The sequence below is a fragment of the Caballeronia glathei genome (assembly GCF_000698595.1).
Taxonomy (GTDB): domain Bacteria; phylum Pseudomonadota; class Gammaproteobacteria; order Burkholderiales; family Burkholderiaceae; genus Caballeronia; species Caballeronia glathei.
In genome coordinates this window covers 35,767-57,136 of sequence record NZ_JFHC01000010.1, presented here as the reverse complement: position 1 = coordinate 57,136, position 21,370 = coordinate 35,767, and the positions used below count along the sequence as shown (strand labels likewise).

23 protein-coding genes are annotated in these 21,370 nt (G+C 64.9%); 2 read left to right on the top strand and 21 right to left on the bottom strand.

Going from position 1 to position 21,370, the window contains the following annotated elements; translation table 11 throughout:
- Positions 1 to 23 precede the first annotated feature (23 nt).
- From rnc to BG61_RS09385, 17 genes are all read right to left on the bottom strand, one after another.
- Positions 24 to 1,187 carry a ribonuclease III gene (gene rnc, locus BG61_RS09465; RefSeq protein ID WP_051672393.1) on the bottom strand — a complete coding sequence of 388 codons (1,164 nt, stop codon included), beginning with the start codon at positions 1,185 to 1,187 and terminating at the stop codon, positions 24 to 26.
- A gap of 174 nt (positions 1,188 to 1,361) precedes the next feature.
- The gene (gene lepB, locus BG61_RS09460; RefSeq protein ID WP_035925395.1) at positions 1,362 to 2,255 is read right to left on the bottom strand and encodes a signal peptidase I; all 894 of its coding nucleotides are present in this window, start codon (positions 2,253 to 2,255) and stop codon (positions 1,362 to 1,364) included.
- Between the two features lie 57 nt (positions 2,256 to 2,312).
- Positions 2,313 to 4,103: a translation elongation factor 4 gene (gene lepA, locus BG61_RS09455; RefSeq protein WP_035925397.1), complete on the bottom strand. Its 1,791-nt coding sequence runs from the start codon at positions 4,101 to 4,103 to the stop codon at positions 2,313 to 2,315.
- Between the two features lie 163 nt (positions 4,104 to 4,266).
- Positions 4,267 to 4,530, bottom strand: coding sequence for a glutaredoxin family protein (locus BG61_RS09450; protein ID WP_035925399.1), 264 nt, complete (start codon positions 4,528 to 4,530; stop codon positions 4,267 to 4,269).
- 9 nt (positions 4,531 to 4,539) lie between these two features.
- Positions 4,540 to 6,081: a DegQ family serine endoprotease gene (locus BG61_RS09445; protein WP_035925403.1), complete on the bottom strand. Its 1,542-nt coding sequence runs from the start codon at positions 6,079 to 6,081 to the stop codon at positions 4,540 to 4,542.
- Positions 6,082 to 6,098: 17 nt separating this feature from the next.
- On the bottom strand, positions 6,099 to 7,142 hold the full coding sequence (locus BG61_RS09440) for a MucB/RseB C-terminal domain-containing protein (RefSeq protein ID WP_035925405.1): 1,044 nt from the start codon (positions 7,140 to 7,142) through the stop codon (positions 6,099 to 6,101).
- A gap of 4 nt (positions 7,143 to 7,146) precedes the next feature.
- Positions 7,147 to 7,776, bottom strand: a complete 630-nt coding sequence (locus BG61_RS09435) for a sigma-E factor negative regulatory protein (RefSeq protein ID WP_035925599.1) — start codon at positions 7,774 to 7,776, stop codon at positions 7,147 to 7,149.
- Between the two features lie 83 nt (positions 7,777 to 7,859).
- Positions 7,860 to 8,459: an RNA polymerase sigma factor RpoE gene (gene rpoE, locus BG61_RS09430; protein WP_035925408.1), complete on the bottom strand. Its 600-nt coding sequence runs from the start codon at positions 8,457 to 8,459 to the stop codon at positions 7,860 to 7,862.
- Between the two features lie 96 nt (positions 8,460 to 8,555).
- Positions 8,556 to 9,020 carry a hypothetical protein gene (locus BG61_RS09425; protein WP_232255967.1) on the bottom strand — a complete coding sequence of 155 codons (465 nt, stop codon included), beginning with the start codon at positions 9,018 to 9,020 and terminating at the stop codon, positions 8,556 to 8,558.
- Between the two features lie 34 nt (positions 9,021 to 9,054).
- Entirely contained in the window at positions 9,055 to 10,293 is a 1,239-nt protein-coding gene (gene fabF / locus BG61_RS09420) for a beta-ketoacyl-ACP synthase II (RefSeq protein ID WP_035925409.1), read from the bottom strand.
- 142 nt (positions 10,294 to 10,435) lie between these two features.
- A complete protein-coding gene (acpP, locus tag BG61_RS09415; RefSeq protein ID WP_004197638.1) occupies positions 10,436 to 10,675 on the bottom strand; it encodes an acyl carrier protein in 240 nt (79 codons plus the stop codon).
- A gap of 264 nt (positions 10,676 to 10,939) precedes the next feature.
- Positions 10,940 to 11,680, bottom strand: coding sequence for a 3-oxoacyl-ACP reductase FabG (gene fabG / locus BG61_RS09410; protein ID WP_035925414.1), 741 nt, complete (start codon positions 11,678 to 11,680; stop codon positions 10,940 to 10,942).
- A gap of 25 nt (positions 11,681 to 11,705) precedes the next feature.
- Complete coding sequence (fabD, locus tag BG61_RS09405) at positions 11,706 to 12,638, bottom strand: ACP S-malonyltransferase (RefSeq protein ID WP_035925417.1); 933 nt, start codon at positions 12,636 to 12,638, stop codon at positions 11,706 to 11,708.
- A 172-nt stretch (positions 12,639 to 12,810) separates the two neighbouring features.
- Complete coding sequence (locus tag BG61_RS09400) at positions 12,811 to 13,800, bottom strand: beta-ketoacyl-ACP synthase III (RefSeq protein WP_035925418.1); 990 nt, start codon at positions 13,798 to 13,800, stop codon at positions 12,811 to 12,813.
- Positions 13,800 to 14,951, bottom strand: a complete 1,152-nt coding sequence (plsX, locus tag BG61_RS09395; protein ID WP_035925420.1) for a phosphate acyltransferase PlsX — start codon at positions 14,949 to 14,951, stop codon at positions 13,800 to 13,802. The genes BG61_RS09400 and plsX overlap by 1 nt, the downstream gene beginning before the upstream one ends.
- Positions 14,952 to 15,081: 130 nt before the next feature.
- Positions 15,082 to 15,261: a 50S ribosomal protein L32 gene (rpmF, locus tag BG61_RS09390; protein ID WP_035925422.1), complete on the bottom strand. Its 180-nt coding sequence runs from the start codon at positions 15,259 to 15,261 to the stop codon at positions 15,082 to 15,084.
- Between the two features lie 104 nt (positions 15,262 to 15,365).
- The gene (locus BG61_RS09385; RefSeq protein WP_035925424.1) at positions 15,366 to 16,019 is read right to left on the bottom strand and encodes a DUF177 domain-containing protein; all 654 of its coding nucleotides are present in this window, start codon (positions 16,017 to 16,019) and stop codon (positions 15,366 to 15,368) included.
- 348 nt (positions 16,020 to 16,367) lie between these two features.
- Here BG61_RS09385 and BG61_RS09380 point away from each other — a divergent pair, with 348 nt between their 5' ends.
- Together BG61_RS09380 and BG61_RS09375 are read left to right on the top strand one after the other, a co-directional pair.
- Positions 16,368 to 16,976, top strand: a complete 609-nt coding sequence (locus tag BG61_RS09380; protein WP_035925604.1) for a Maf-like protein — start codon at positions 16,368 to 16,370, stop codon at positions 16,974 to 16,976.
- Positions 16,973 to 17,692 (top strand): SAM-dependent methyltransferase, encoded by a 720-nt coding sequence (locus BG61_RS09375; protein ID WP_035925427.1) that lies wholly within the window; start codon positions 16,973 to 16,975, stop codon positions 17,690 to 17,692. The genes BG61_RS09380 and BG61_RS09375 overlap by 4 nt, the downstream gene beginning before the upstream one ends.
- 84 nt (positions 17,693 to 17,776) lie before the next feature.
- Here BG61_RS09375 and BG61_RS09370 read toward each other — a convergent pair whose 3' ends face one another.
- From BG61_RS09370 to BG61_RS09355, 4 genes are read right to left on the bottom strand one after another with little or no spacing between them, the layout of a single operon-like run.
- The gene (locus BG61_RS09370; protein WP_035925429.1) at positions 17,777 to 18,769 is read right to left on the bottom strand and encodes a S49 family peptidase; all 993 of its coding nucleotides are present in this window, start codon (positions 18,767 to 18,769) and stop codon (positions 17,777 to 17,779) included.
- A 46-nt stretch (positions 18,770 to 18,815) separates the two neighbouring features.
- Entirely contained in the window at positions 18,816 to 19,214 is a 399-nt protein-coding gene (locus BG61_RS09365) for a Rieske (2Fe-2S) protein (protein WP_035925431.1), read from the bottom strand.
- Complete coding sequence (locus tag BG61_RS09360) at positions 19,211 to 19,870, bottom strand: HAD-IA family hydrolase (RefSeq protein WP_035925434.1); 660 nt, start codon at positions 19,868 to 19,870, stop codon at positions 19,211 to 19,213. The genes BG61_RS09365 and BG61_RS09360 overlap by 4 nt, the downstream gene beginning before the upstream one ends.
- Positions 19,871 to 20,875, bottom strand: a complete 1,005-nt coding sequence (locus tag BG61_RS09355) for an RluA family pseudouridine synthase (protein WP_035925437.1) — start codon at positions 20,873 to 20,875, stop codon at positions 19,871 to 19,873. It lies immediately after the preceding gene.
- Positions 20,876 to 21,370: the final 495 nt, after the last annotated feature.

The window sequence follows — 21,370 nt, the reverse complement described above, 5'->3', positions numbered from 1 at the left end:
GCGCGCCGGGGCTCGGGATGGCGTCAGCGGCCTGCATCGGCGGCACGCGCGACCTGGACTTCGTGGCTGACGTCGTTCTTGTCGTCGTGCTTCAGCGCGTCGGCGGACTGGGGTGCGTCGGCGTCGGGCGCCCTGTCGGCGGACGGAGCGTCGGGGTCGCCGGCCTTCTCCACCCGCTCCGCGCGTTCTGCCTTCTCCGCCTTCTCTGCTTTTTCGACCTTTTCCACCTTTTCCGGCCGGTCGCTGCGGTGGATCACATGCCGCTCGGGCTTCTCGGACGCGGCATACGCTCCCGCCGACGGCTCCACGTGCGCGGCACGAATAACCGCGAGCGGCGTAGCAGCCGGCCGCTCGCCGGGCGGCGCATCCGACGCCCGCAGGCGGTCGCGCTCCTTGCGATCGGGCGAGCGCAGATCGAGCGCCGTCTGTACGCCGGTCACGCCCGGCACGACTTCCGGCTCGACATGCTTGGCCGAGCGCGCGCCCTTGCGCTTGGGCTTCACGGCGAGCGCGGGCGCGGCGGCCATCACTTCGTCGAGCGCCTTCTTCGCGGCTGCCTGCTCGGCGGCGCGGCGGCTCGCACCGGAGCCGGACACCTTCACGTCGAGCTTGGGCACCGTGCATTCGACTTCGAATTGCTGATTGTGCGCGGCCCCGTGCGTTGCGACGACGGTATAGGTCGGCAGCGCGATCTTGTGGCCCTGCAGATATTCCTGAAGCAGCGTTTTCGCGTCCTTGCCGATCGTGCGCGGATCGATGTGATCGAGAATCGGCGTGTAGAGACGCTTGATGACCGTATGAGCGGATTCGAACCCGCCGTCCAGGAAGATCGCGCCGAAGATGGCTTCGAGCGTATCGGCGAGAATCGACGGCCGGCGAAAGCCCCCGCTGCGCAGCTCGCCCTCGCCCAGCCGGAGCGCCTCCGACACATTGAGGGCCTGAGCGATCTCATACAGCGACTGCTGTTTGACGAGGTTGGCGCGGACGCGGGAAAGATCGCCTTCGTCGAGTTTTCCGAATCGTTGGAACAAAAGCGCAGCCACCACGCAATTAAGAACGGAATCGCCAAGAAATTCGAGCCGTTCGTTGTGCGTGGCACTATGACTGCGGTGGGTCATCGCCTGGCGCAGCAATTCCGCATTGCGAAATTCGTACCGCAGCCGGCTTTCCAACGGAGATGAGGGCATGGACAGAGTATAACGCGGGCGCCGGACCGGGCGAACCGGGCCGGAAAGCGGGGAAAACGCGTGCCGAAGCGGTGTTAGCCGCGCTTCTTTACGCTGTTTCGGAGCAATGTGATCGAAGGAATGCGCCGTGCGTGACACGGCGCATTCGCGCGGTCGTGGCGAGCATCGCGCCCGTTAATGGAACGAACCGATGCGCTTCAGGTTGCTGAAGTTCATCCAGATGAAGAACGCGCGGCCGACGATGTTCTGATCGGGGACGAAGCCCCAGTAGCGGCTGTCGGCGCTGTTGTCGCGGTTGTCGCCCATCATGAAGTAGTGCCCCGGGGGCACCTTGCACGTCACGCCCTGCGCGTTGTAGTTGCAGTTGTCGCGATACGGAAAGTCGTCCGCGCCGACGACGAACGGCGGCACCTGCGGGTTGTTCAGGATCGCGTTCTTGCGGCCGTCGAGGTCTTCGACGAACTGCTTCGCGTAGCCGATGCGCTCGTCGTCGAAGTAATCCGGCAGCGGCGTTTCGGGCACCGGCTTGCCGTTGATCGTGAGCTTCTTGTCCTCGTAAGCGACGGTGTCGCCCGGCAGGCCGATCACGCGCTTGATGTAGTCGACCGACTCGTCCTTCGGGTAGCGGAACACCACCACGTCGCCGCGCGAGAGCGGCTTGCCGTCTGTCACCTTGGTGTTGACGATCGGCAGGCGCAGGCCGTATTCGTATTTGTTGACGAGGATGAAGTCGCCCACGAGCAGGGTCGGCACCATCGAGCCGGACGGAATCTTGAACGGCTCCACGACGAACGAGCGCACGACGAACACCGCGAGAATCACCGGAAAGAAGCTTGCCGTGTACTCGAGCCACCACGGCTGGCGCAGCTTCTCGTCGCGCAGGCGCGCGCGTGTCTGTGGCGCGTTCTCGTCGGCGAAACGCTCGCCGACGCGCGTCTGCTGCCGGTCGAATTCCGCGACCGCGGCGTCCGCGGCGCGGCGCCGCCCGGGCATGAACACCAGCTTGTCGAGCACCCATGCCACACCCGTCACGAGGACGAGAATCAAAAGAATCAACGCAAAATTCATCAATCGGTTCCGGTTGTTATCGTTCTTTGCCTGGCGCTGGCGTCAATCACGCAGCGCCTAGTCGTCGACGCGCAGGATCGCGAGGAAAGCCTCTTGCGGAATCTCGACTGAACCGACCTGCTTCATCCGCTTCTTGCCTGCCTTCTGCTTTTCGAGGAGCTTCTTCTTGCGCGAGATGTCGCCGCCATAGCACTTGGCGAGCACGTTCTTGCGCAGCGCCTTGATGTTCTCGCGCGCGATGATGTTCGCGCCGATGGTCGCCTGGATCGCCACGTCGTACATCTGGCGCGGAATCAGCTCGCGCATCTTCGACGCCACTTCGCGCCCGCGATGCTGGCTTTGCGACCGGTGCACGATCACCGACAGCGCATCCACCTTGTCGCCGTTGATCAGCATGTCGACCTTGACGACGTCGGCGGCGCGGTACTCCTTGAACTCGTAGTCCATCGACGCATAGCCGCGCGACGTGGACTTCAGGCGGTCGAAGAAGTCGAGCACGATTTCCGCCATCGGAATTTCGTAGGTGAGCTGCACCTGGCGCCCGTGATACTGCATGTTGGTCTGCTGGCCGCGCTTGTTCGTGCAGAGCGTGATGACCGAGCCCACGTACTCCTGCGGCATGTACAGGTTCACGGTGACGATCGGCTCGCGCACTTCCTCGATCTTCGGCGGCTCCGGCATCTTCGCCGGGTTTTCGACCTGGATTACCGTGCCGTCGCGCTGCACGACCTCGTAGACGACCGTGGGCGCGGTCGTGATGAGATCCATGTCGAATTCGCGCTCGAGCCGCTCCTGCACGATTTCCATGTGCAAGAGGCCGAGAAAGCCGCAGCGAAAGCCGAAGCCGAGCGCCTGCGAGACTTCCGGCTCGTATTGCAGCGACGCGTCGTTCAGCTTGAGCTTTTCGAGCGATTCGCGCAGCGCGTCGTACTGGTTCGCCTCGACCGGATAGAGCCCCGCGAACACCTGCGGCTTCACTTCCTTGAAGCCCGGCAGCGGCTCGGATGCGGGGCGGGTCGCCACCGTGACCGTGTCGCCGACCTTCGCCGCCTGCAATTCCTTGATGCCCGCGATGATGAAGCCCACCTGCCCCGCCGACAGCGACGCGAGGTTCGTCGCCTTCGGCGCGAACACGCCGAGGTGCTCGACCGGGTACTGCGCGCCGGTCGCCATCATCTTGATCTTGTCCTTCGGGCGCAGCGTGCCGTTCTTGATGCGCACGAGCATCACGACGCCCACGTAGTTGTCGAACCACGAGTCGATGATGAGCGCCTGCAGCGGCGCTTCCGGGTCGCCCTTGGGCGGCGGCACCTTCGCGATCAGCGCTTCGAGCACGTCCTCGACGCCCTGGCCGGTTTTCGCGCTGCAATGCGTGGCGTCGGTGGCGTCGATGCCGATGACGTCCTCGATTTCCTCGATTGCCTTTTCCGGATTGGCGGCCGGCAGGTCGATCTTGTTGAGCACCGGCACGACCTCGACGCCGAGTTCGATCGCGGTGTAGCAGTTGGCGACGGTCTGCGCCTCGACGCCCTGGCTCGCATCGACGACGAGGAGCGCGCCTTCGCACGCCGAGAGCGAGCGGCTCACCTCGTACGAAAAGTCGACGTGGCCCGGGGTATCGATGAGATTGAGGTTGTAGACCTGGCCGTCGCGGGCCTTGTAGGTGAGCGCAGCTGTCTGCGCCTTGATCGTGATGCCACGCTCGCGCTCGAGGTCCATCGAATCGAGAACCTGCGCTTCCATTTCACGGTCGGACAAGCCGCCGCACAACTGGATGATGCGATCGGCCAGCGTCGATTTGCCGTGGTCGATGTGCGCAATGATCGAAAAGTTACGAATATGATTCATTCAGTGCCGATCAAGCGAAAAAGGCGCGCCCTGACTCATCGCGGAGCACGCCTTGAAAATAGGGGAAAACTTCAGCATTTTAGCCGAAACGGGGTTCGGCCGGCGTTTTTTGAGGGATGCGGCGCGTCCGGGCGCCCAGGCGAAGCGTCGCGGCACGCCCATTTCAGGATGACGTGGCACGCGCGTTCAGCGCCGCGCGCACGCGTGGGGCGTCGAGATGGTAGTGGCACAACTCGACCCCATCCAGCACCAGCACCGGCACGCGTTCGTCGTAGCGCGCAACGAGCGCCGGATCGGCGTCGCTGTCGATGTCGATCCATTCGATGCCCACGCCGAACTCGGCCGCGATCGGCTCGAGTCCGGCGCGCAGGTCGTCGCAGAGATGGCACCACGCGCGCCCGTAGAGCTTGAGCGGCGCAGAAGCCATCAGGCGCGCTTACTTCTGCACCGGCGCGCGCGGGCGCAACGGCACGAACTGCGTGTTGTCGCCGCGCCGCACCAGCACGGCGACCATCTTGCTCGGATCGGCGTTTTGCGCGACGGCTTCAAACTGCTTCGCGCTTGTAATGTCCGTGTCGCCGATGCGCAGAATGATGTCGCCCTTCTGGAACCCCGCGCGCGCCGCCGGCCCTTCCACCGCGTCGACGAGCACGCCGCCCGTCAGCTTGAGCGCCTTCTTCTGGTCGGCGGGGATGTCGCTCACGGCCATGCCGAGCGAATTGCTCGCGCGCTCCTTCGGCGCCGGCGTCTTGCGCTGCTCGGCCCGCGCCACCTTGTCCGGCTGCATTTCGGCAATGGTGATCGGCAGATCGCGCGTCTGACCCTTGCGCCACACGGTCACGGTCGCCTTCGAGCCCGGTTTGCTGTCGCCGACCATGCGCGGCAGGTCCGTCGCGGTTTCGACGTTGTGTCCGTTGAATTTCAGGATGATGTCGCCCGGCTGAACGCCCGCCTTGTCGGCTGGCCCGCCCGCTTCCACGCTGGAGACGAGCGCGCCCTGCGCCTTCGGCAGGCCGAGCGAATCGGCTACGTCCTTCGTCACCTCCCCGATCGCCACCGCGATCCGGCCCCGCACGACCTTGCCGACCGTCTTCAACTGGTCCGCGACGCGCATCGCCTCGTCGATCGGAATCGCGAACGAGATGCCCATGAACCCGCCGGTGCGGCTGTAGATCTGCGAATTGATGCCGATCACCTCGCCCGCCATGTTGATGAGCGGCCCGCCGGAATTGCCCGGGTTCACCGCGACGTCGGTCTGGATGAACGGCAGGTAGTCGCCCGTATCGCGCCCCTTCGCGCTCACGATGCCGGCCGTGACCGTATTGTCGAGGCCGAACGGCGAGCCGATCGCGAGCACCCATTCGCCGACGCGCACCTTGTTCGAGTCGCCAATCGTGATGGCCGGCAGGTTCGATGCGTTGATTTTCACGACCGCGACGTCCGTGCGCTCGTCGACGCCGACGAGACGCGCCTTGAACTCGCGCTTGTCGGTGAGGGTGACGTAAATGGTGTCGGCGTCGTCGACGACGTGCGCGTTCGTCATCACGTAGCCGTCCGTCGACAGGATGAAGCCTGAGCCGACGCCGCTGCTTTGCTCGGAGTTGTCCTGGCTGTCGTCGGGAGGCGCGCCGCGCCCGCCGCCGCCCTTGCCGCCGTCGCCACCACCACCACCACCGCCGCCGCCACCGCCGCGGGGCACGCCCGGCTGGTTGGGCATCGGAATGCCGAAGAAACGACGGAAGAACTCGGACATGTCGCCGTCGTCGAGGCCCGGCGGGAGTCCGCGCAGGTCGCTGCTCGTGCCGACGCGCGAAGTTGTCCGGATATTGACGACCGACGGTCCGACCTTGTCGACGAGCGTCGTGAAGTCAGGCAAGTTCACTGTCGGCGTCACCGCCGCTGCCGTGTTCGAGAGAAACGGCAGGCACACGGCGAGCGCCGCGGCCGCGAAGAACCTGCGCAGCGAGGAATTGCTCATATATGAGGGCCGAGGGATTACTTGGAAGGCTTGTATTCTATGGTAGAAGCAAATTGCTGCAAGGTGGCCTGCGGCACTTCCCCAAGCAAAGTAATCCAGAAATCCCCGCGCCGCTTCACGAGCACGTGCGTTGCGCCGTTGCTGCCCGCCCCTTCCTTGCGGCTGTTTTTTTCCACCGGCTCGACGAAAACCGAGATGGCGGCGAGTCCGTCCGAGAAAACAGCCTGATCGACGGGGATCGGCGGCTGACCCTCTTCACGCGACGCCATCGGACGCCGCAACTCGCGTATTTTCCTGAAGCCGGGGATATTCGGCGTGAGCTGCCAGCCCTGCGCCTCCATGTCCACCGGCTGGACCGGCGGACGCACGATCGTCCAGCCCGCCGTGTTGCGGATGCCGTTCGCGATTGGCGCCTTGTCCACGCCGCCGCCGATGCGCACCTGCGAGAACGAAAGCTGTTCGAGCACCTGGCCGTCCGGATCGAGCGTCTGGGCGCGCAGCAGGAGACCGGTTTTCGAATCGGCCCAGAGCTTGTAGGCGAATCGATAGGAATCTTTCGGATCGAGTTCCAGCACCTGGGCGTCGAGGCCCGCGACGCGGTCGCTGCCGAGCAGCTTGGGCTCGTACACCGACAGCACCTGCTCGCCGCTCGTGGCGAGCAGCGCCGGAAACGAATCCTTGTTTTGCCGCTTTTCGACGACGCAGAGATGCCGTTCGGGCACGAACGTGTACATGTCGTCGTCGTGGCGGAGCATCTTGCGCGGCTTGCCGTCGAGGCTTTCGAGCGACTCGTACTCCCCGTCGCCGCGCGTGGCCGCATGCGTGATGCGCGACGACTGGACCGTTGCGCCGCGCTGGTAGACGAACGTGCCCTCGTAATTCTGCTGCTGAGCCGCCTCGTGTATGCGGTTGAGCATCTCGGCGGCGGCCCGCCGCGTGGCGACCGGGTCGTCGCCCTGGGCAAAAACACCTGATGCGGCGGATATCAACGCGGCCGCACAGAACATCAATGCCGGCAGCCGCCCCCAGTACGTCGTTTTATTCAACCGCACACGTTGCATCAGATTATTGGCCTTGCGAAGTGGCGGCGGCGCGAATCAGGGGCATCGAGCCGGGCACGACGGGCTGCTGCGAGAACTGTTGATGTGCTTCGAGATATTGATCGAGACTCGCGTCGCGGATGATGTTGGCCTCGACCGCCACGGGACGCGCGGTCGCCGCCGGAATCGACGCCATCGCCACGCGCTGCACCGAGTCGGCCGGAGCGATGCTCGCGACCTGCGTGCCAGACCGGCTGTCGACGCCCTGCAACTGCGGCACGACGATCCACGTGAGCGTGGCAGCGGCCGCGGCAACCGCGAACGCCGGGACCACGCGCCGGCGCAGCATGCCGGAACGCGCCTTCGCGGCGAGCGCCGGCAGCGCAGCGGGCGCGAGCACGTGTGCTTCCGCTTCGAAACGCTGCGAGAAGGCCGCCATGAAGGCGCTGCTCGCGGCGGGACTGACCGCCAGATCGTCGGAGCGCAGCGCGTCGCCGATCAGGTGGTAATCGGACCACGCGGCGCGGTCCTGATTCTTCAATTCCGCCAGAAACTGACTGATGTTCCCAAGCTCGTCGAGCGATTCCCCGTCAACGAACGCCGACATACGCTCGCCATGCGAGCCCGCTTGCGATTGCATCGAGACCGACCCCATGATGCTCCCCATCTTTTGACCACACCCCGTAGTGACACCACCTAACCCAGATATTGCGCCCCTGTCCCGCGCAACCTCGCTGCCTACCAGCGCTTGCCTTCGGGAGTGTCCAACAACGGACGCAATTTTGCCGCAATGGCTTCGCGAGCACGGAAAATTCTTGATCTGACGGTGCCGATCGGGCAACCCATCATTTCAGCAATTTCCTCGTAGCTCAATCCTTCAATTTCACGAAGAGTTATGGCGGTGCGCAGCTCTTCCGGTAAAACCGCCATCGCAGCATTGACCGTCTGTGCGATCTGCTTGCTCATCAACATCGACTCAGGCGTGTTGATATCCCTTAGTTGGTCCGCGTCGGAGAAAGTTTCCGCTTCTTCGGCGTCAGCTTCGGTAGAAGTTGGAGCGCGGCGGCCCTGCGTCGCAAGGTAATTCTTCGCCGTGTTCACGGCGATACGGTACAGCCAGGTGTAAAACGCCGATTCGCCGCGAAACTGCGGCAACGCGCGGTAGGCCTTGATGAAGGCGTCCTGTGCGACATCCTCGACCTCGGCGGGGTCCCGCACGAGGCGCGAGATCAGTCGAATGATCTTGCGGTGGTATTTGGCGACCAGTAGCTCGAACGCTGCCTTATCGCCCTTCTGCACGCGTTCGACCAGCACTTGGTCGATTTCTTTTTCGCTCACCTGGGAAATCCGTTAACTTTTGGGGTGCTTCGCGGAGGGCTATTGTAGCGTTACCGGCGACGCACCACCGCAGGCGCTCATGAGCCGTTACAGTCGTTACAGGTACGCCCGCGCGCCCCGGCGGGCCCGCACCGCGAGTTCGCGGAAGGTGTCGCGCCCGACGGCGTCGGCGGCGACGAGGAAGGAGACCGAGCGCGCGCCGCTCGAAAGCAGGGTCAGGGCAAGGAGCCGGTCGCTCCACTGCGCGCACCCGGTGATCCGCCGATATTGCGCGACCCCCGCCCTGTCCCAGGTGGTCAGCCCGTCCGGTCCAAGCCGGAATGCGACCGGCTGGCGCCGTTCCCACGCCCGCGCAAACAGGCCGAGCGCGGCAAGACACGTGAACGCGGCGACACAGGCGTGAAACTGGCCCGCGCGGGCCGCCACGCACTGAAACACCGACACCACCGCGACGGCGATGAAGCCGACCATCGCGCCGCGCACCAGCCGCGAGGCGCGCAGCACGTGCCGCCGGGGTGAACCGCCAGGGGTTTCGTCGAAATCGACATGCGCGCCCGGCAACGCCTTTCCCCGTCGATGCCGAACGCGCCGGCGCTCAGTGACGCTTGAAGACGAGCGTGCCGTTCGTGCCGCCGAAGCCGAACGAGTTCTTCAGCGCCACGTCGATCTTCATCTCGCGTGCGGTGTTCGCGCAGTAGTCCAGGTCGCATTGCGGGTCCTGGTTGAAGATGTTGATGGTCGGCGGCGACACCTGATGGTAGATCGCGAGCACCGTGAACACCGATTCCAGGCCGCCCGCGCCACCGAGCAGGTGCCCCGTCATCGACTTGGTCGAGTTCACCACGACCTTCTTCGCGTGATCGCCCAGCGCGCGCTTGATGCCCGTGGTCTCCGCGATGTCGCCAAGCGGCGTGGACGTGCCGTGCGCGTTCACATACTGCACTTCGTCCGGATTGACCTTCGCGTTCTTCATCGCGTTGATCATGCTGCGGCGGCCGCCGTCGCCGTCTTCGGGCGGCGCGGTCATGTGGTACGCGTCGCCGCTCATGCCGTAGCCCGTCACTTCCGCGTAGATCTTCGCGCCGCGCGCCTTCGCGTGCTCGTACTCCTCGAGCACCATCACGCCCGCGCCTTCGCCGAGCACGAAGCCGTCGCGATCCGTGTCCCACGGACGGCTTGCCGTCGCGGGGTCGTCGTTGCGCTGCGAGAGCGCGCGCGCCGCCGCGAAGCCGCCGATGCCGAGCGGCGACACCGTCGATTCCGCGCCGCCCGCGATCATCACGTCGGCATCGCCGTATTCGATCAGGCGCGACGCTTCACCGATGCAGTGCAGCCCCGTCGTGCATGCCGTGACGAGCGCGAGATTCGGGCCCTTGAGGCCAAAACGGATCGACAGATGGCCGGAGATCATGTTGATGATCGACGCCGGCACGAAGAACGGCGAGATCCGGCGCGGGCCGCGATTGAGCAACTCCGTTTGCGTGACTTCGATCATCGGCAGCCCGCCGATGCCCGAGCCCACGACCACGCCCACGCGCTCCGAGTTTTCGTCGGTGATTTCAAGGCCGCTGTCCTGCATGGCCTGCACGCCCGCCGCGATTCCGTAATGGATGAAGGTATCCATATGGCGCGCTTCCTTGCCGGGCATGTAGTCCTCGACATTGAAGCCCTTCACCTCGCCCGCGAAGCGGGTCGAGAAGTTCGTTGCGTCGAACTTCGTGATATCGGCGATGCCGGACTTGCCCGCCACCAGATTGGCCCAACCGTCGGCAACGGTATTGCCGACAGGCGAAATCAGCCCAAGGCCTGTAACAACAACACGACGACGGCTCACGGTAACCCCTTATCCATAAATGACAAAAAGCAAAAGCCACAGAGGCCACAGGAAACTGCCCTGCTAGCCCTGTGGCTGTTAAATCGGTCTCGGTCGCGACAGAGCGTCAAGCTCGAGTGCCATGCGCTGCTGACGCCGGGCCTTACGCCTTGACGTTTGCGCGGGCGTAGTCGATGGCCTGCTGCACAGTCGTGATCTTCTCGGCTTCTTCATCCGGAATTTCCATGCCGAATTCGTCTTCCAGTGCCATCACCAGTTCGACGGTGTCGAGCGAGTCAGCGCCCAGATCGTTCACGAACGAAGCCTCGTTCTTGATTTCGGCTTCGGCGACGCCCAGTTGTTCGGCGACGATCTTCTTCACGCGCTGTTCGATATTGTCCATGCAGCCCTCCGAGGGAAAATAAGTTCAAAAATACGAGTGCGCGCATTTTATCAGGTTTGCACCCGCAAAAAGCGGCGCTTCAGTTTCCTGTCCTGCACCCGTGACGCCCGCACTGACGCACGTCACGCGCCTTACATCGACTTTGCCTCATACGGCGCAAGTCGGCGCCTTTCCAGCGCCTTTTTCAGCACATCCGCACGTGCGTGGCCCGAACCCAAGCATTTTGCGTTCCGCCCGCGGCGCGGATATTAAACGAAATGCCTATTACATGTACATGCCGCCGTTCACGTGCAGCGTCGTCCCGGTGATGTAGCCCGCGAACGGCGATGCAAGGAAAGCCACAGCATGCGCGATATCTTCCGGGCTGCCCAGTCGGCCGAGTGGTATCTGTGCGGTAAGCGCCGTACGCTGCTCTTCGGGCAGCACGCGCGTCATGTCGGTATCGATGAAGCCCGGCGCGATGCAGTTCACGGTGATCCCGCGGCTGCCGATCTCGCGGGCGAGCGCGCGCGTCATGCCCGCGACGCCGGCCTTGGCGGCCGCGTAGTTCGCCTGCCCCGGATTGCCCGACGAGCCGACCACCGACGTGATGTTGATGATCCGTCCGCCGCGCGCCTTCATCATCGGGCGCAGCACGGCGCGCGAGAGGCGGAAGACGGCGCGCAGGTTGGTGTCGATGACCGCGTCGAATTCGTCGTCCTTCATGCGCATCGCGAGCTGGTCCTTCGTGATGCCCGCGTTGTTCACCAGCACGCTCAGGCCGCCGAATTCCTTGACGGTGGCGTCGATGAAGGCGTCGGCCGCGGCCGCGTCGTTCACGTTCAGCACCGCGCCGCGACCCTTCACGCCCGCCTGCTCGAACGCTTCGGTGATGCTTGCCGCGCCGCTTTCGCTCGTCGCCGTGCCGATGACGGTCGCCCCCTGGCGCGCGAGTTCCAGCGCGATGGCCCGGCCGATGCCGCGCGACGCGCCCGTGACGATTGCTACCTGCTTGTCCAAGTTCATGTCGTTGTCCCTGTTCTTCTTCGGTTTAACCGGCGATCAGCTTGCGGGTTTCCTCGAGCGATGCCGGATCGAAGATCGAGGCGCCCGCGAGCGAGCCGTCGATGCGCTTCGTCAGGCCGGCGAGCACCTTGCCCGGGCCGCATTCCACGACGTGCGTCACGCCCTCGCGCGCCATCGCCTGCACGCACTCGACCCAGCGCACCGGGCCCGCGGCCTGGCGCACGAGCGCGTCCTTGATCGCGGCGGGCTCGGAGACGATCGCCACGTCGACGTTATTGATCAGGGGAATCTGCGGCACCTTCACGTCGACGCTCGCCAGATAGTCGCGCAGCTTGTCCGAGGCCGGCTTGAGCAGCGACGAGTGAAACGGCGCCGACACCGGCAGCGGCAGCGCGCGTTTCGCGCCCTTCGCCTTCGCGATCTCGCACGCCTTCTCGACGCCGGCCTTCGCCCCCGCGATCACGACCTGGGACGGCGCATTGAAATTGACCGCCTCCACGACACCCGCCGCCGACGCTTCCTCGCAGACCGCGCGCACGGCGTCGTCGTCGAGGCCGAGGATCGCCGCCATGCCGCCCTCGCCGACCGGCACCGCGCTTTGCATCGCCTGCGCGCGAAAGCGCACGAGCGGAACGGCGTCGGAGAACGCGAGCGCGCCGGCCGCCACCAGCGCCGTGTACTCGCCGAGGCTGTGCCCCGCGACGATCGCCGGCTTCAGACCGGTTTCCTGCTCCCACACGCGATAGATCGCGTAGGCCGCCGTCAGCATCACGGGCTGCGTGTTGGTCGTGAGGTTGAGTTCTTCCGCCGGGCCCTCGGCAGTCAGCCGGGCCAGATCCTGGCCGAGCGCGTCGGAGGCCTGCTGGACGGTCTCGCGCACCACGGCGTGATCGGCGAACGCGTTGAGCATGCCAATCGACTGCGAACCCTGTCCGGGAAAAACGAACGCGAATTTCATATCGTCCTCGATAGATTTGGTTGGCTGGCGTGAGCGGCGCGGCGCCTCCTGGGCGCCCGGCCTTCACGTCCGGCTCGAACGGCCGGCTCTCGCCCGGCGCGCGCCATTTCCGGCCGGCGCATGCTGGCCACGATGCGCGGCGGCGTCGGGGACGCGGCCGCGCGCCGGACGCTCAGTAGCGAATGACCGATGCGCCCCACGTGAAGCCGCCGCCGACGCCTTCGATCAGAACGTTCTGGCCGCGCTGGATGCGGCCGTCGCGCACGGCGACGTCGAACGCGAGCGGAATCGACGCCGCCGACGTGTTGCCGTGTTCGCCGACCGTCACGACCATGCGCTCCTGCGGCAGACGCAGCTTGCGGCAGGTGCTCTGCATGATGCGGATGTTGGCCTGATGGGGAATGAGCCAGTCGATGTCTTCGGGGGTGAGCTTCGCCTTGTCGAGCGCTTCGACGGCGACCTTTTCCAGCACGTTGACGGCGAGCTTGAAGACCGCCTGGCCGTCCATGTGCAGGAACGCGCTGCCGGCGATCGCGCCGCGGTTCACGTTGCCCGGCGTGCACAGGATGTCCGAATAGCTGCCGTCGGCGTGGAGCGCGCTCGCGAGCACGCCCGGTTCTTCGGACGCCTGCAGGATGACGGCGCCCGCGCCGTCGCCGAACAGCACGCAGGTGGTGCGGTCGTTGAAGTCGAGAATGCGCGAGAAGGTTTCCGCGCCGATCACGAGCGCCGTGCGGTTCGCGCCGCTGCGGATGAACGCGTCGGCGGTCGCGACGCCGTACGCGAAGCCCGAGCAGACGGCCTGGACATCGAAGGCGGCGCCGTTGTTCTTGATGCCGAGCTTGTTCTGCAGGAGGCAGGCGGTGCTCGGAAACACGAAGTCGGGCGTGGACGTGGCGACAATGATCAGATCGATCGACTGCGGATCGATGCCCGCCGCTTCGATCGCATTCTGCGACGCGATGAGCGCGAGATCGCTCGTGGTCTGATCGGGAGAAGCGAAATGCCGCGCATGAATGCCCGTGCGCGCCACGATCCATTCGTCGCTCGTCTCGACGCCCTGCTTCGCGAGACGGTCTGCCAGATCCTGATTCGTGACGCGGTCCGGCGGCAGGTAGCTGCCCGTGCCGAGCACGCGGGAGTAAAGGTTGGATTGAGCCATTATGCCTTCGAGGGTAGCGCTGCGCCGGGCTCGCCCGGCGAATTCGGCTGACTTGCGGCGGTACCGTCTTGCGCCGGTCCCGCCGCGCTTTTCTCCACGGCGCTGCTGTTCGCCTGACCGGCGTCGAGCGCGGCCTGTTGCATGGGCGCGGCGTTCTCCTCCATCGCGCGCACGAGGCGTTCCAGCACGCCATTTTTGACGGCATCATACCCGCGTTTGATGGCCCACTCAAACCCGAACGCTTCCGCGGAACCGTGGCTCTTGATGACGAGGCCGCGCAGTCCGAGCAGCGCGGCGCCGTTGTACTGGGCCGGGTCGACGCGCCGCTTGAAACGTTTGAGCACGGGCATCGCGACGAGCGCCATCAGCTTCGTGGCGAACGAGCGGCCGAACTCTTCCTTGATCATGTCGGTCAGCATTTTCGCGAGACCTTCGGAGGTCTTCAGCGCGACATTGCCCACGAAACCGTCGCAGACGACGACATCGGTCGTTCCTTTATAGATGTCGTTGCCTTCCACGTTGCCGTAGAAGTTGAGCGTGCTCGCGCGCAGCAGCTCGCCCGCGCGCTTGATGGTCTCGTTGCCCTTGATGACCTCTTCGCCGATGTTGAGCAGGCCGATGGTCGGACGCTCGCGGCCCTCGATCGCCGACACGAGCGCATGGCCCATCTCGGCGAACTGCAGCAGATGCTGCGGCTCGCAGTCGACGTTCGCGCCGAGGTCGAGCACCGTGGTGTAGCCGCGCTGGCTCGGCATGGCGAAGGCGATCGCCGGCCGTTCGATGCCGGCGAGCGTCTTGAGAACGTAGCGGGAAACGGCCATCAGCGCGCCGGTGTTACCGGCGGAAATGCAGGTCTGGGCCTCGCCTTCCTTGACGAGGTTCAGCGCGACGCGCATCGAGGAATCTTTTTTCTTGCGCAGCGCGACTTCGACCGGATCGTCCATCGCGACGACTTCGGTGGCGGGCACGACGGTGAGGCGCGGCTCGTCGGCGGCCTTGTACTTCTTCAGCTGAGCGCGAATCGCGGGTTCGATGCCGACGAGCATCAGATGCGCGTCCGGGTGGGAACGCACGAAACTGACGGCAGCGGGAACCGTCACGGCCGGGCCGTGGTCGCCTCCCATGCAGTCGATGGTGATCTTTACAGTCATGGAGTGCGACGAATTTCAGGCACAAAAAAGCGGCAGTGAAATGCCGCCTTCTTGTCGTACCGGGAAAATGTCAAGCGCGAGCGACCGCAAATCAAAACGGTGACGCGAGACGCAGCGAAGCGTCGTACGCTCAGTCGTTCTTCGTCTTGACGACTTTCTTGCCACGGTAGTAGCCGTTCGGGCTCACATGGTGACGCAGATGCACCTCACCCGTGCTCGGCTCAACGGCCAGCGGCGCGGCGTTGAGAGAGTCGTGCGAACGGTGCATGCCGCGCTTCGACGGCGACTTCTTGTTTTGCTGAACTGCCATGATAACTCCAGAAAAATTTTGCGGATTCTAACACAGCTCGACACGCTCGCGCCCCATGGCCGAAAGGCCAGTCGGGACGCGCGAGGCGCATCGCGCTACCTGTCTTAATGCTTCTTGTCGCCGGGACCGCCCTGCTTGAGCTTTTCGAGCGCGGCAAACGGGTTCGGCCTCGCGGGCTCGTCACCCGCCGATGCGCCTTCGCCACCGTTTTGCAGACCCTCGTCGGGCTCGCCCTCCGCGCCTTCGACGCCCGACACCAGGCTCTCGTGCACTTCGGGACACACGTCGTGCTTGGGCACGAGCGGCAAGGACAACAACAACTCCTCTTCGATCAAGTCGACGAGATCGAACTGACGCGAGCCCACGATCACCTCGACTTCATCGTCGTCGAGCGGATATTCGTCTGCTTCTTCTTCCGTCGCCACGATGCGATAGGTCGCATCGACATCCAGATGCTGCGAATACGGCGAAAGACACCGCTGACACTCGATCCAGACCGAACCATGCACCGCGAGCCGCAGATAAGGCTGCGGCGCCTCGATGCCGTTGTCCTGCAATTCGGGCTGGGTCGACCCTTCGGCTTGCCAGGTGAACACGGTATCGCGATCTGGCGCATCCGACGGGACTTCGTTTAACATGCGCGGCAGTTGCGAGACCCGCACGCCGCCAGCGGCTTGCCGCCCGCTCTGCGCGAATTCGAAGATGTCGAGCGCGCGCAGATCGGCGGGGCTCGCAGGTTTGCCAGGATTTTGGGTCATGTGCGCTCCTGCATGTGCCGCGTCATGTCGCGCGGTGTCGGTTAGGCCGGGGGTTACTCCGGGATGTGCCAGTATGCACCGCGCTCCTCGTTCCGGCTGGTGTGGTTTGCCCGGATCTTTCGTCACCCCGCCGGCCATCCAACCCTTTTTTACATCCGTTTTGCCGCGCCGCCTTCATTCAGGCCTACGCGAAAGACCTGCGAATTCATCTGCAAACCACACCGCGGCATAACGATGAAAAGCCCAAAATCATATCGGCTTTGTCTTTTCGAGTCAAACACTTAAGGGATGGCTCGCAGCGCGACCGTTCCCGTCCACTTTTCCACCGCTCATCAGTCGATTCCATTCATGTCCGACGCTCCAAACCCGCCGCCGCGCCTCGTTCTCGCGTCCAGTTCGCGCTATCGCCGTGAACTGCTCGAGCGCCTTCGCGTGCCCTTTGACGTGATCGTGCCCGATATCGACGAAACGCCGCTCGAGAACGAAGCCCCCGAGACCACGGCGATCCGGCTGTCGGTTGCGAAGGCGCGCGCGGCCGCGGGCCAAGCGAGGGGCGCGCTCGTGATCGGCTCCGACCAGGTGGCGACCTTCGACGGCCGGCAGATCGGCAAGCCCGGCACGCATGAGAAGGCCGTCGCGCAACTGCGGGCGATGCGCGGCCGCAGCGTCGCGTTTCACAGCGCGCTGTGCCTCTTCGACAGCCGCACGGGGCACGTCCAGTCGGCGGATATCGTGACGCACGTGCAGTTTCGCGACCTGTCCGACGCCGAAATCGAAGCGTATCTGCGCGCCGAAACACCGTACGACGTGGCCGGAAGCGCCAAGTCGGAGGGGCTGGGCATTGCGCTCCTCGACGCAATCGACTCGCGCGACCCGACCGCGCTCGTCGGCCTGCCGCTCATCGAACTGTCGCGGATGCTGCGCGCGGCGGGCTTTCCGTTGCTGGGGGCGGCATGAGCGGTGTCCTCTACCTGATTCCGAACACGCTCGGCGAGGGCGACGCCGACGCCCTCGCGCAGGTCCTGCCCGAACCGGTGCGCGCGCAGGCCGCGGCGCTCACCTACTACATCGGCGAAAACGCCAAGACGACCCGAGCGTTCCTGAAAAAGGTCGGCACCGAGCGCCCGATTCAGGAAATCGAGGTGCGCGAACTGAACGTCAACACGCCGCCCGGCGAGGTCGAGAAACTGCTCGCGCCGATTCTCGGCGGCACGGATGCCGGGCTCGTCTCGGAAGCGGGCTGCCCCGCCGTGGCCGATCCGGGCGCGCTCCTCGTGCGGCGCGCGCACGAGCGGGGCGTGAAGGTCGTGCCGTTCGTCGGCCCCAGTTCGATCCTGCTCGCGCTGATGGCATCGGGCATGAACGGACAGAGCTTCGCGTTCAACGGCTATCTGCCCGTCGACGCGGCCGAGCGCGCGAAGCGGCTGCGCGAACTCGAACAGCTCTCGCGCAAGGCCAGTCAGACGCAGATTTTCATCGAGACGCCGTACCGCAATCGCGCGCTTCTCGACACGCTCATCGCGACCTGCGCGCCGTCGACGCTCGTTTGCGTCGCCGTCGACCTGACGCTGCCGGCGGAGACGATCGTCACGCGCACCGTCGCCGACTGGAAAAAGAAGCCGGCGCCCGATCTGCACAAGCGCCCGGCGATATTCCTGCTCCTCGGGGCCTGAACGCCTCAAAAAGCAAAACGCCACGAAAGCGGGTTTCGTGGCGTTTTTCCAGCTACCTCGGGATTATCCACCAGGCGCGAAAATTCACCGCAACTGCATTTTTCCGCCGAACGTCAGCGCATGCACGGCGGCATCGCCCACTGCCGCGCCGAATCTGCGCACCACGCGCTCGCCGATGCTCTCCTTTTGCGTGTAATCCACGATCTCCGGCTGCTTGATCACTTCACGCGCCACGTAGTCGGCGTCGCCGAAACCGTCGGCGAGACCCAGCTGCACGCTCTTCTCGCCCGTCCAGAACATGCCGGAGAAAAGCTCGGGATCGTCCTTCAGACGCTTGCCGCGCCCTTCCTTGACCGCGCCGATGAACTGCGCATGGATCTGGTCGAGCATGTCCTGCGCGTGCGCGGTCATCTCCGGCGTTTCGGGCGAAAACGGATCGAACGCGCCCTTGTTCGCGCCCGACGTGTGCATGCGGCGCTGCACGCCCAGCTTTTCCATGAGCCCGGTGAAGCCGAAGCCGTCCATCAGCACGCCGATCGAGCCGACGATGCTCGCCTTGTCGACATAGATCTTGTCGGCCGCCGCCGCGACGTAGTAGCCGCCCGACGCGCACATGTCGTCGACGACCACGTAGAGCGGCTTCGAAGGATATTTGGCCTTCAGCCGGCGCATCTCGCGGTTGATGATGCCCGCCTGCACCGGCGAGCCGCCCGGGCTATTGATACGAAGAATCACGCCGGCCGTGCCGTCGTCCTCGAACGCGCTTTGCAGCGCCGAATTGACGTTGTCGGCGCTCGCGTCGCTGTTCGCGGCGATTTCGCCTTCGAGTTCGATCAGCGCCGTGTGGCGCGCGGCTTTCGAGACCTTCTCGCCGGAGAAATCGAACACGCCCCACACGAGCAGAAGCAGCACGCCCAGGAAGACGAAGCGGAAGAAGATTTTCCAGCGCCGCGCGGCGCGCTGTTCGTTGATGGCCGCGAGCGCGATGCGCTCGAGCGCCGCGCGCTCCCAGTTTTCGCCGGCCTGCGGCGGGGAGCGTCTGGAATCGGAGGGATCGGGCGGAAATGGATCGGACATGCGTAGTCTGCTTTCTGCTTGGGTCGAAACGGTGGATAGGGAGTGCTCAGGCGGGGCGCAGGTCTACGTCGGGGAGCCAGAAGACGGCGCGGCCCTCGGGCGTGTCGCGCTCCTCGACCTTCACCGGCCGCAAACGCGCGCCGCGGCATGGTCCGCCGACGCATTTGCCGGTGTCGGGTTCGTAGATCGCGCCATGGGTCGCGCACATCAAGTATAGGCCCGAGCTCTCGAAGAACTGGCCCTCCAGCCAGTCGAGCTCCATCGCCACGTGAGCGCAGCGGTTGAGGTAGCCGTACGGCTTGCCGTCATAGCGCACGAAAAACACGACCGACGCGCCGCCCCGCTCGAGCGCGTCGCGGCGAATCCCCAGGCCGCCGTCGACGAGCTCGTCCGCCGCGCAGACGCGCACCGCTTCGTTCGCCGCCTCGTTCGATTCTGCGCTCATGCGTTCTCCCGCAGCCAGTGCGCGAGCGACGCGACGCTGTCGGCACAGAACTTCGGTTCCAGCGCGGCGAGCGAGTTCGCCGGATGCGCGCCATAGCCCACGCCGATGCCCGCCGCGCCCGCGTTGATCGCCATTTGCAGATCGTGCGTCGTGTCGCCGATCATCACCGTGCGGCCGAGGTCCTGGCCGAGTTCGCGCGTGAGTTCGTGCAGCATCGCCGGATGCGGCTTCGAGAACGTCTCGTCGGCGCAGCGCGTGCCGTCGAAGAGGCTCGTGAGGCGCGACTGGTCGAGCGCGCGGTTCAGCCCGACGCGGCTCTTGCCCGTCGCGACGCCGAGCAGATAGCCTTCGTCGCGCAGTTCCTCCAGCAGATCGCGCACGCCCCCGAAGAGCTCCGTGTGTGCGTCCTTGACCAGATAGTGAAACCGGTACCGCTCGGCGAGACGCGGGTAATCGGCGGGATCGAGCGTCGGCGCCGCGATCTGCAGCGCGTCGCGCAGGCCGAGGCCGATCACGTAGCTCGCCGATTCGTCGGCGGGCACCGGCAGACCCAGGTCGCGGCAGGCCGCCTGGATGCTGCGCGTGATGTGCGCGGTGGAATCCATCAGGGTGCCGTCCCAGTCGAAGACGATCAGGTCGAATTGCTGCCGCGCCATTTATTGTGTGTCTCCGGAAAGCTGCTTGAGTTGGTCGATGAAGCGCCGGCATTCCGGCGGCAGCGGCGCGTCCAGCTGGAGCGCCTCGCCCGTCGCCGGGTGGGTGATCTTGAGTCGATACGCGTGCAGGAACATGCGTTTGAGCGAGGGTTTCGCGTTCGGGCGGGCCAGGTCCTTGTTGAGCGCGAAGTCGCCGTATTTGGCGTCCCCCGCGATCGGCAGGCCAAGGCTCGCCATGTGGACCCGGATCTGGTGCGTGCGCCCGGTTTTCAGTTCTGCCTCGACCCAGGCATAGTCCGGCCAGCTCTCGATCAGGTTGAACACCGTGTGCGACGGCAGCCCGTCCTCCTGGATGCGCACGCGGCGCTCGCCGTCGCCCGCCACGTACTTGTGCAGCGGCGCCTTCACGATGCGCCGGCTGCCCCAGTCGCTCGCCCATTCGCCGTGGCCGACGGCGAAATAGCGCTTGTCGACGCGATTTTCACGAATCTGCTCGTGCAGATGCACGAGCGCCGAGCGCTTCTTCGCGAGCATCAGCACGCCGGACGTCTCGCGGTCGAGCCGATGCACCAGTTCGAGAAACTTCGCGTGCGGCCGCGCGTTGCGCAACTGCTCGATGACGCCGAACGCGACGCCGCTTCCGCCATGCACCGCGACGCCGGACGGTTTGTCTATGACGATCAGGTGTTCGTCCTCGAACAGGATCGGGAATTCGGCGGCCGGCGCGTTCGACGACACGGGCGCCTCGTCGGCCTGCGCGGTGCGGATCGGCGGCACGCGCACGAGGTCGCCCAGCGCGAGCCGATACGCGGCGTCGATGCGGCCCTTGTTGACGCGCACTTCACCGCTTCGCAGGATGCGGTAAATATGACTCTTCGGCACGCCCTTGCAGACGCGCAGCAGGAAATTATCGATGCGCTGCCCCGCCGCGCTCTCGTCGACCTCGATCATCGAGACCTGCTCGCTTGCGACCTTTTTATGGGATGTTTTGCCTAACTCATTCATTCTGAATATAATTTGCGAGCAGTCTGAAAAAGCCAAAAATCTGGCCGTGATTCATCAGACTGTACAGGTGCAAGCGATAAACCATCATTTTACTTGCGCCCGGGTCGGTTGCTCACCCGGAAAATCGAGCAGCAAGTTGCACGCACGGCGATATCACACGGCAAGGACGGTGCCCACAGGCGCGTTCGGCCGGGTCGATCGCTGATCGGTAACGGATTTTTGGTAAAAAAGAATTTTATCGGTGAGATGCGATGGCATCCGGTTCAAAAAACCGGGCGTCTTCCGGATCCGGCTCGGGTATCAAGCGGTATCGGGCGGAAAGGGAAATCGAAGCTCGCCGATTGCGAACAAATGCGAACGGGCATCGCTGCGGCGCTGGAATGTGCGAAGCGTGATGAACGTTGCAATGAGGCGAGACACCCAAGGCAGGTTGCCGGCAGCTTCGACGCCCACGACCTGTCAACGCGGCCTGGCCGCAGCTTCGACGTCGTCGGT

What these genes read in the sequence shown, in the direction of transcription:
- rnc (WP_051672393.1), bottom strand. Translation starts at nt 1,187, where the DNA reads ATGCCCTCATCTCCGTTGGAAAGCCGGCTGCGGTACGAATTTCGCAAT.
- lepB (WP_035925395.1), bottom strand. Translation starts at nt 2,255, where the DNA reads ATGAATTTTGCGTTGATTCTTTTGATTCTCGTCCTCGTGACGGGTGTG.
- lepA (WP_035925397.1), bottom strand. Translation starts at nt 4,103, where the DNA reads ATGAATCATATTCGTAACTTTTCGATCATTGCGCACATCGACCACGGC.
- BG61_RS09450 (WP_035925399.1), bottom strand. Translation starts at nt 4,530, where the DNA reads ATGGCTTCTGCGCCGCTCAAGCTCTACGGGCGCGCGTGGTGCCATCTC.
- BG61_RS09445 (WP_035925403.1), bottom strand. Translation starts at nt 6,081, where the DNA reads ATGAGCAATTCCTCGCTGCGCAGGTTCTTCGCGGCCGCGGCGCTCGCC.
- BG61_RS09440 (WP_035925405.1), bottom strand. Translation starts at nt 7,142, where the DNA reads ATGCAACGTGTGCGGTTGAATAAAACGACGTACTGGGGGCGGCTGCCG.
- BG61_RS09435 (WP_035925599.1), bottom strand. Translation starts at nt 7,776, where the DNA reads ATGGGGTCGGTCTCGATGCAATCGCAAGCGGGCTCGCATGGCGAGCGT.
- acpP (WP_004197638.1), bottom strand. Translation starts at nt 10,675, where the DNA reads ATGGACAATATCGAACAGCGCGTGAAGAAGATCGTCGCCGAACAACTG.
- fabG (WP_035925414.1), bottom strand. Translation starts at nt 11,680, where the DNA reads ATGAACTTGGACAAGCAGGTAGCAATCGTCACGGGCGCGTCGCGCGGC.
- fabD (WP_035925417.1), bottom strand. Translation starts at nt 12,638, where the DNA reads ATGAAATTCGCGTTCGTTTTTCCCGGACAGGGTTCGCAGTCGATTGGC.
- BG61_RS09400 (WP_035925418.1), bottom strand. Translation starts at nt 13,800, where the DNA reads ATGGCTCAATCCAACCTTTACTCCCGCGTGCTCGGCACGGGCAGCTAC.
- plsX (WP_035925420.1), bottom strand. Translation starts at nt 14,951, where the DNA reads ATGACTGTAAAGATCACCATCGACTGCATGGGAGGCGACCACGGCCCG.
- rpmF (WP_035925422.1), bottom strand. Translation starts at nt 15,261, where the DNA reads ATGGCAGTTCAGCAAAACAAGAAGTCGCCGTCGAAGCGCGGCATGCAC.
- BG61_RS09385 (WP_035925424.1), bottom strand. Translation starts at nt 16,019, where the DNA reads ATGACCCAAAATCCTGGCAAACCTGCGAGCCCCGCCGATCTGCGCGCG.
- BG61_RS09380 (WP_035925604.1), top strand. Translation starts at nt 16,368, where the DNA reads ATGTCCGACGCTCCAAACCCGCCGCCGCGCCTCGTTCTCGCGTCCAGT.
- BG61_RS09375 (WP_035925427.1), top strand. Translation starts at nt 16,973, where the DNA reads ATGAGCGGTGTCCTCTACCTGATTCCGAACACGCTCGGCGAGGGCGAC.
- BG61_RS09370 (WP_035925429.1), bottom strand. Translation starts at nt 18,769, where the DNA reads ATGTCCGATCCATTTCCGCCCGATCCCTCCGATTCCAGACGCTCCCCG.
- BG61_RS09365 (WP_035925431.1), bottom strand. Translation starts at nt 19,214, where the DNA reads ATGAGCGCAGAATCGAACGAGGCGGCGAACGAAGCGGTGCGCGTCTGC.
- BG61_RS09360 (WP_035925434.1), bottom strand. Translation starts at nt 19,870, where the DNA reads ATGGCGCGGCAGCAATTCGACCTGATCGTCTTCGACTGGGACGGCACC.
- BG61_RS09355 (WP_035925437.1), bottom strand. Translation starts at nt 20,875, where the DNA reads ATGAATGAGTTAGGCAAAACATCCCATAAAAAGGTCGCAAGCGAGCAG.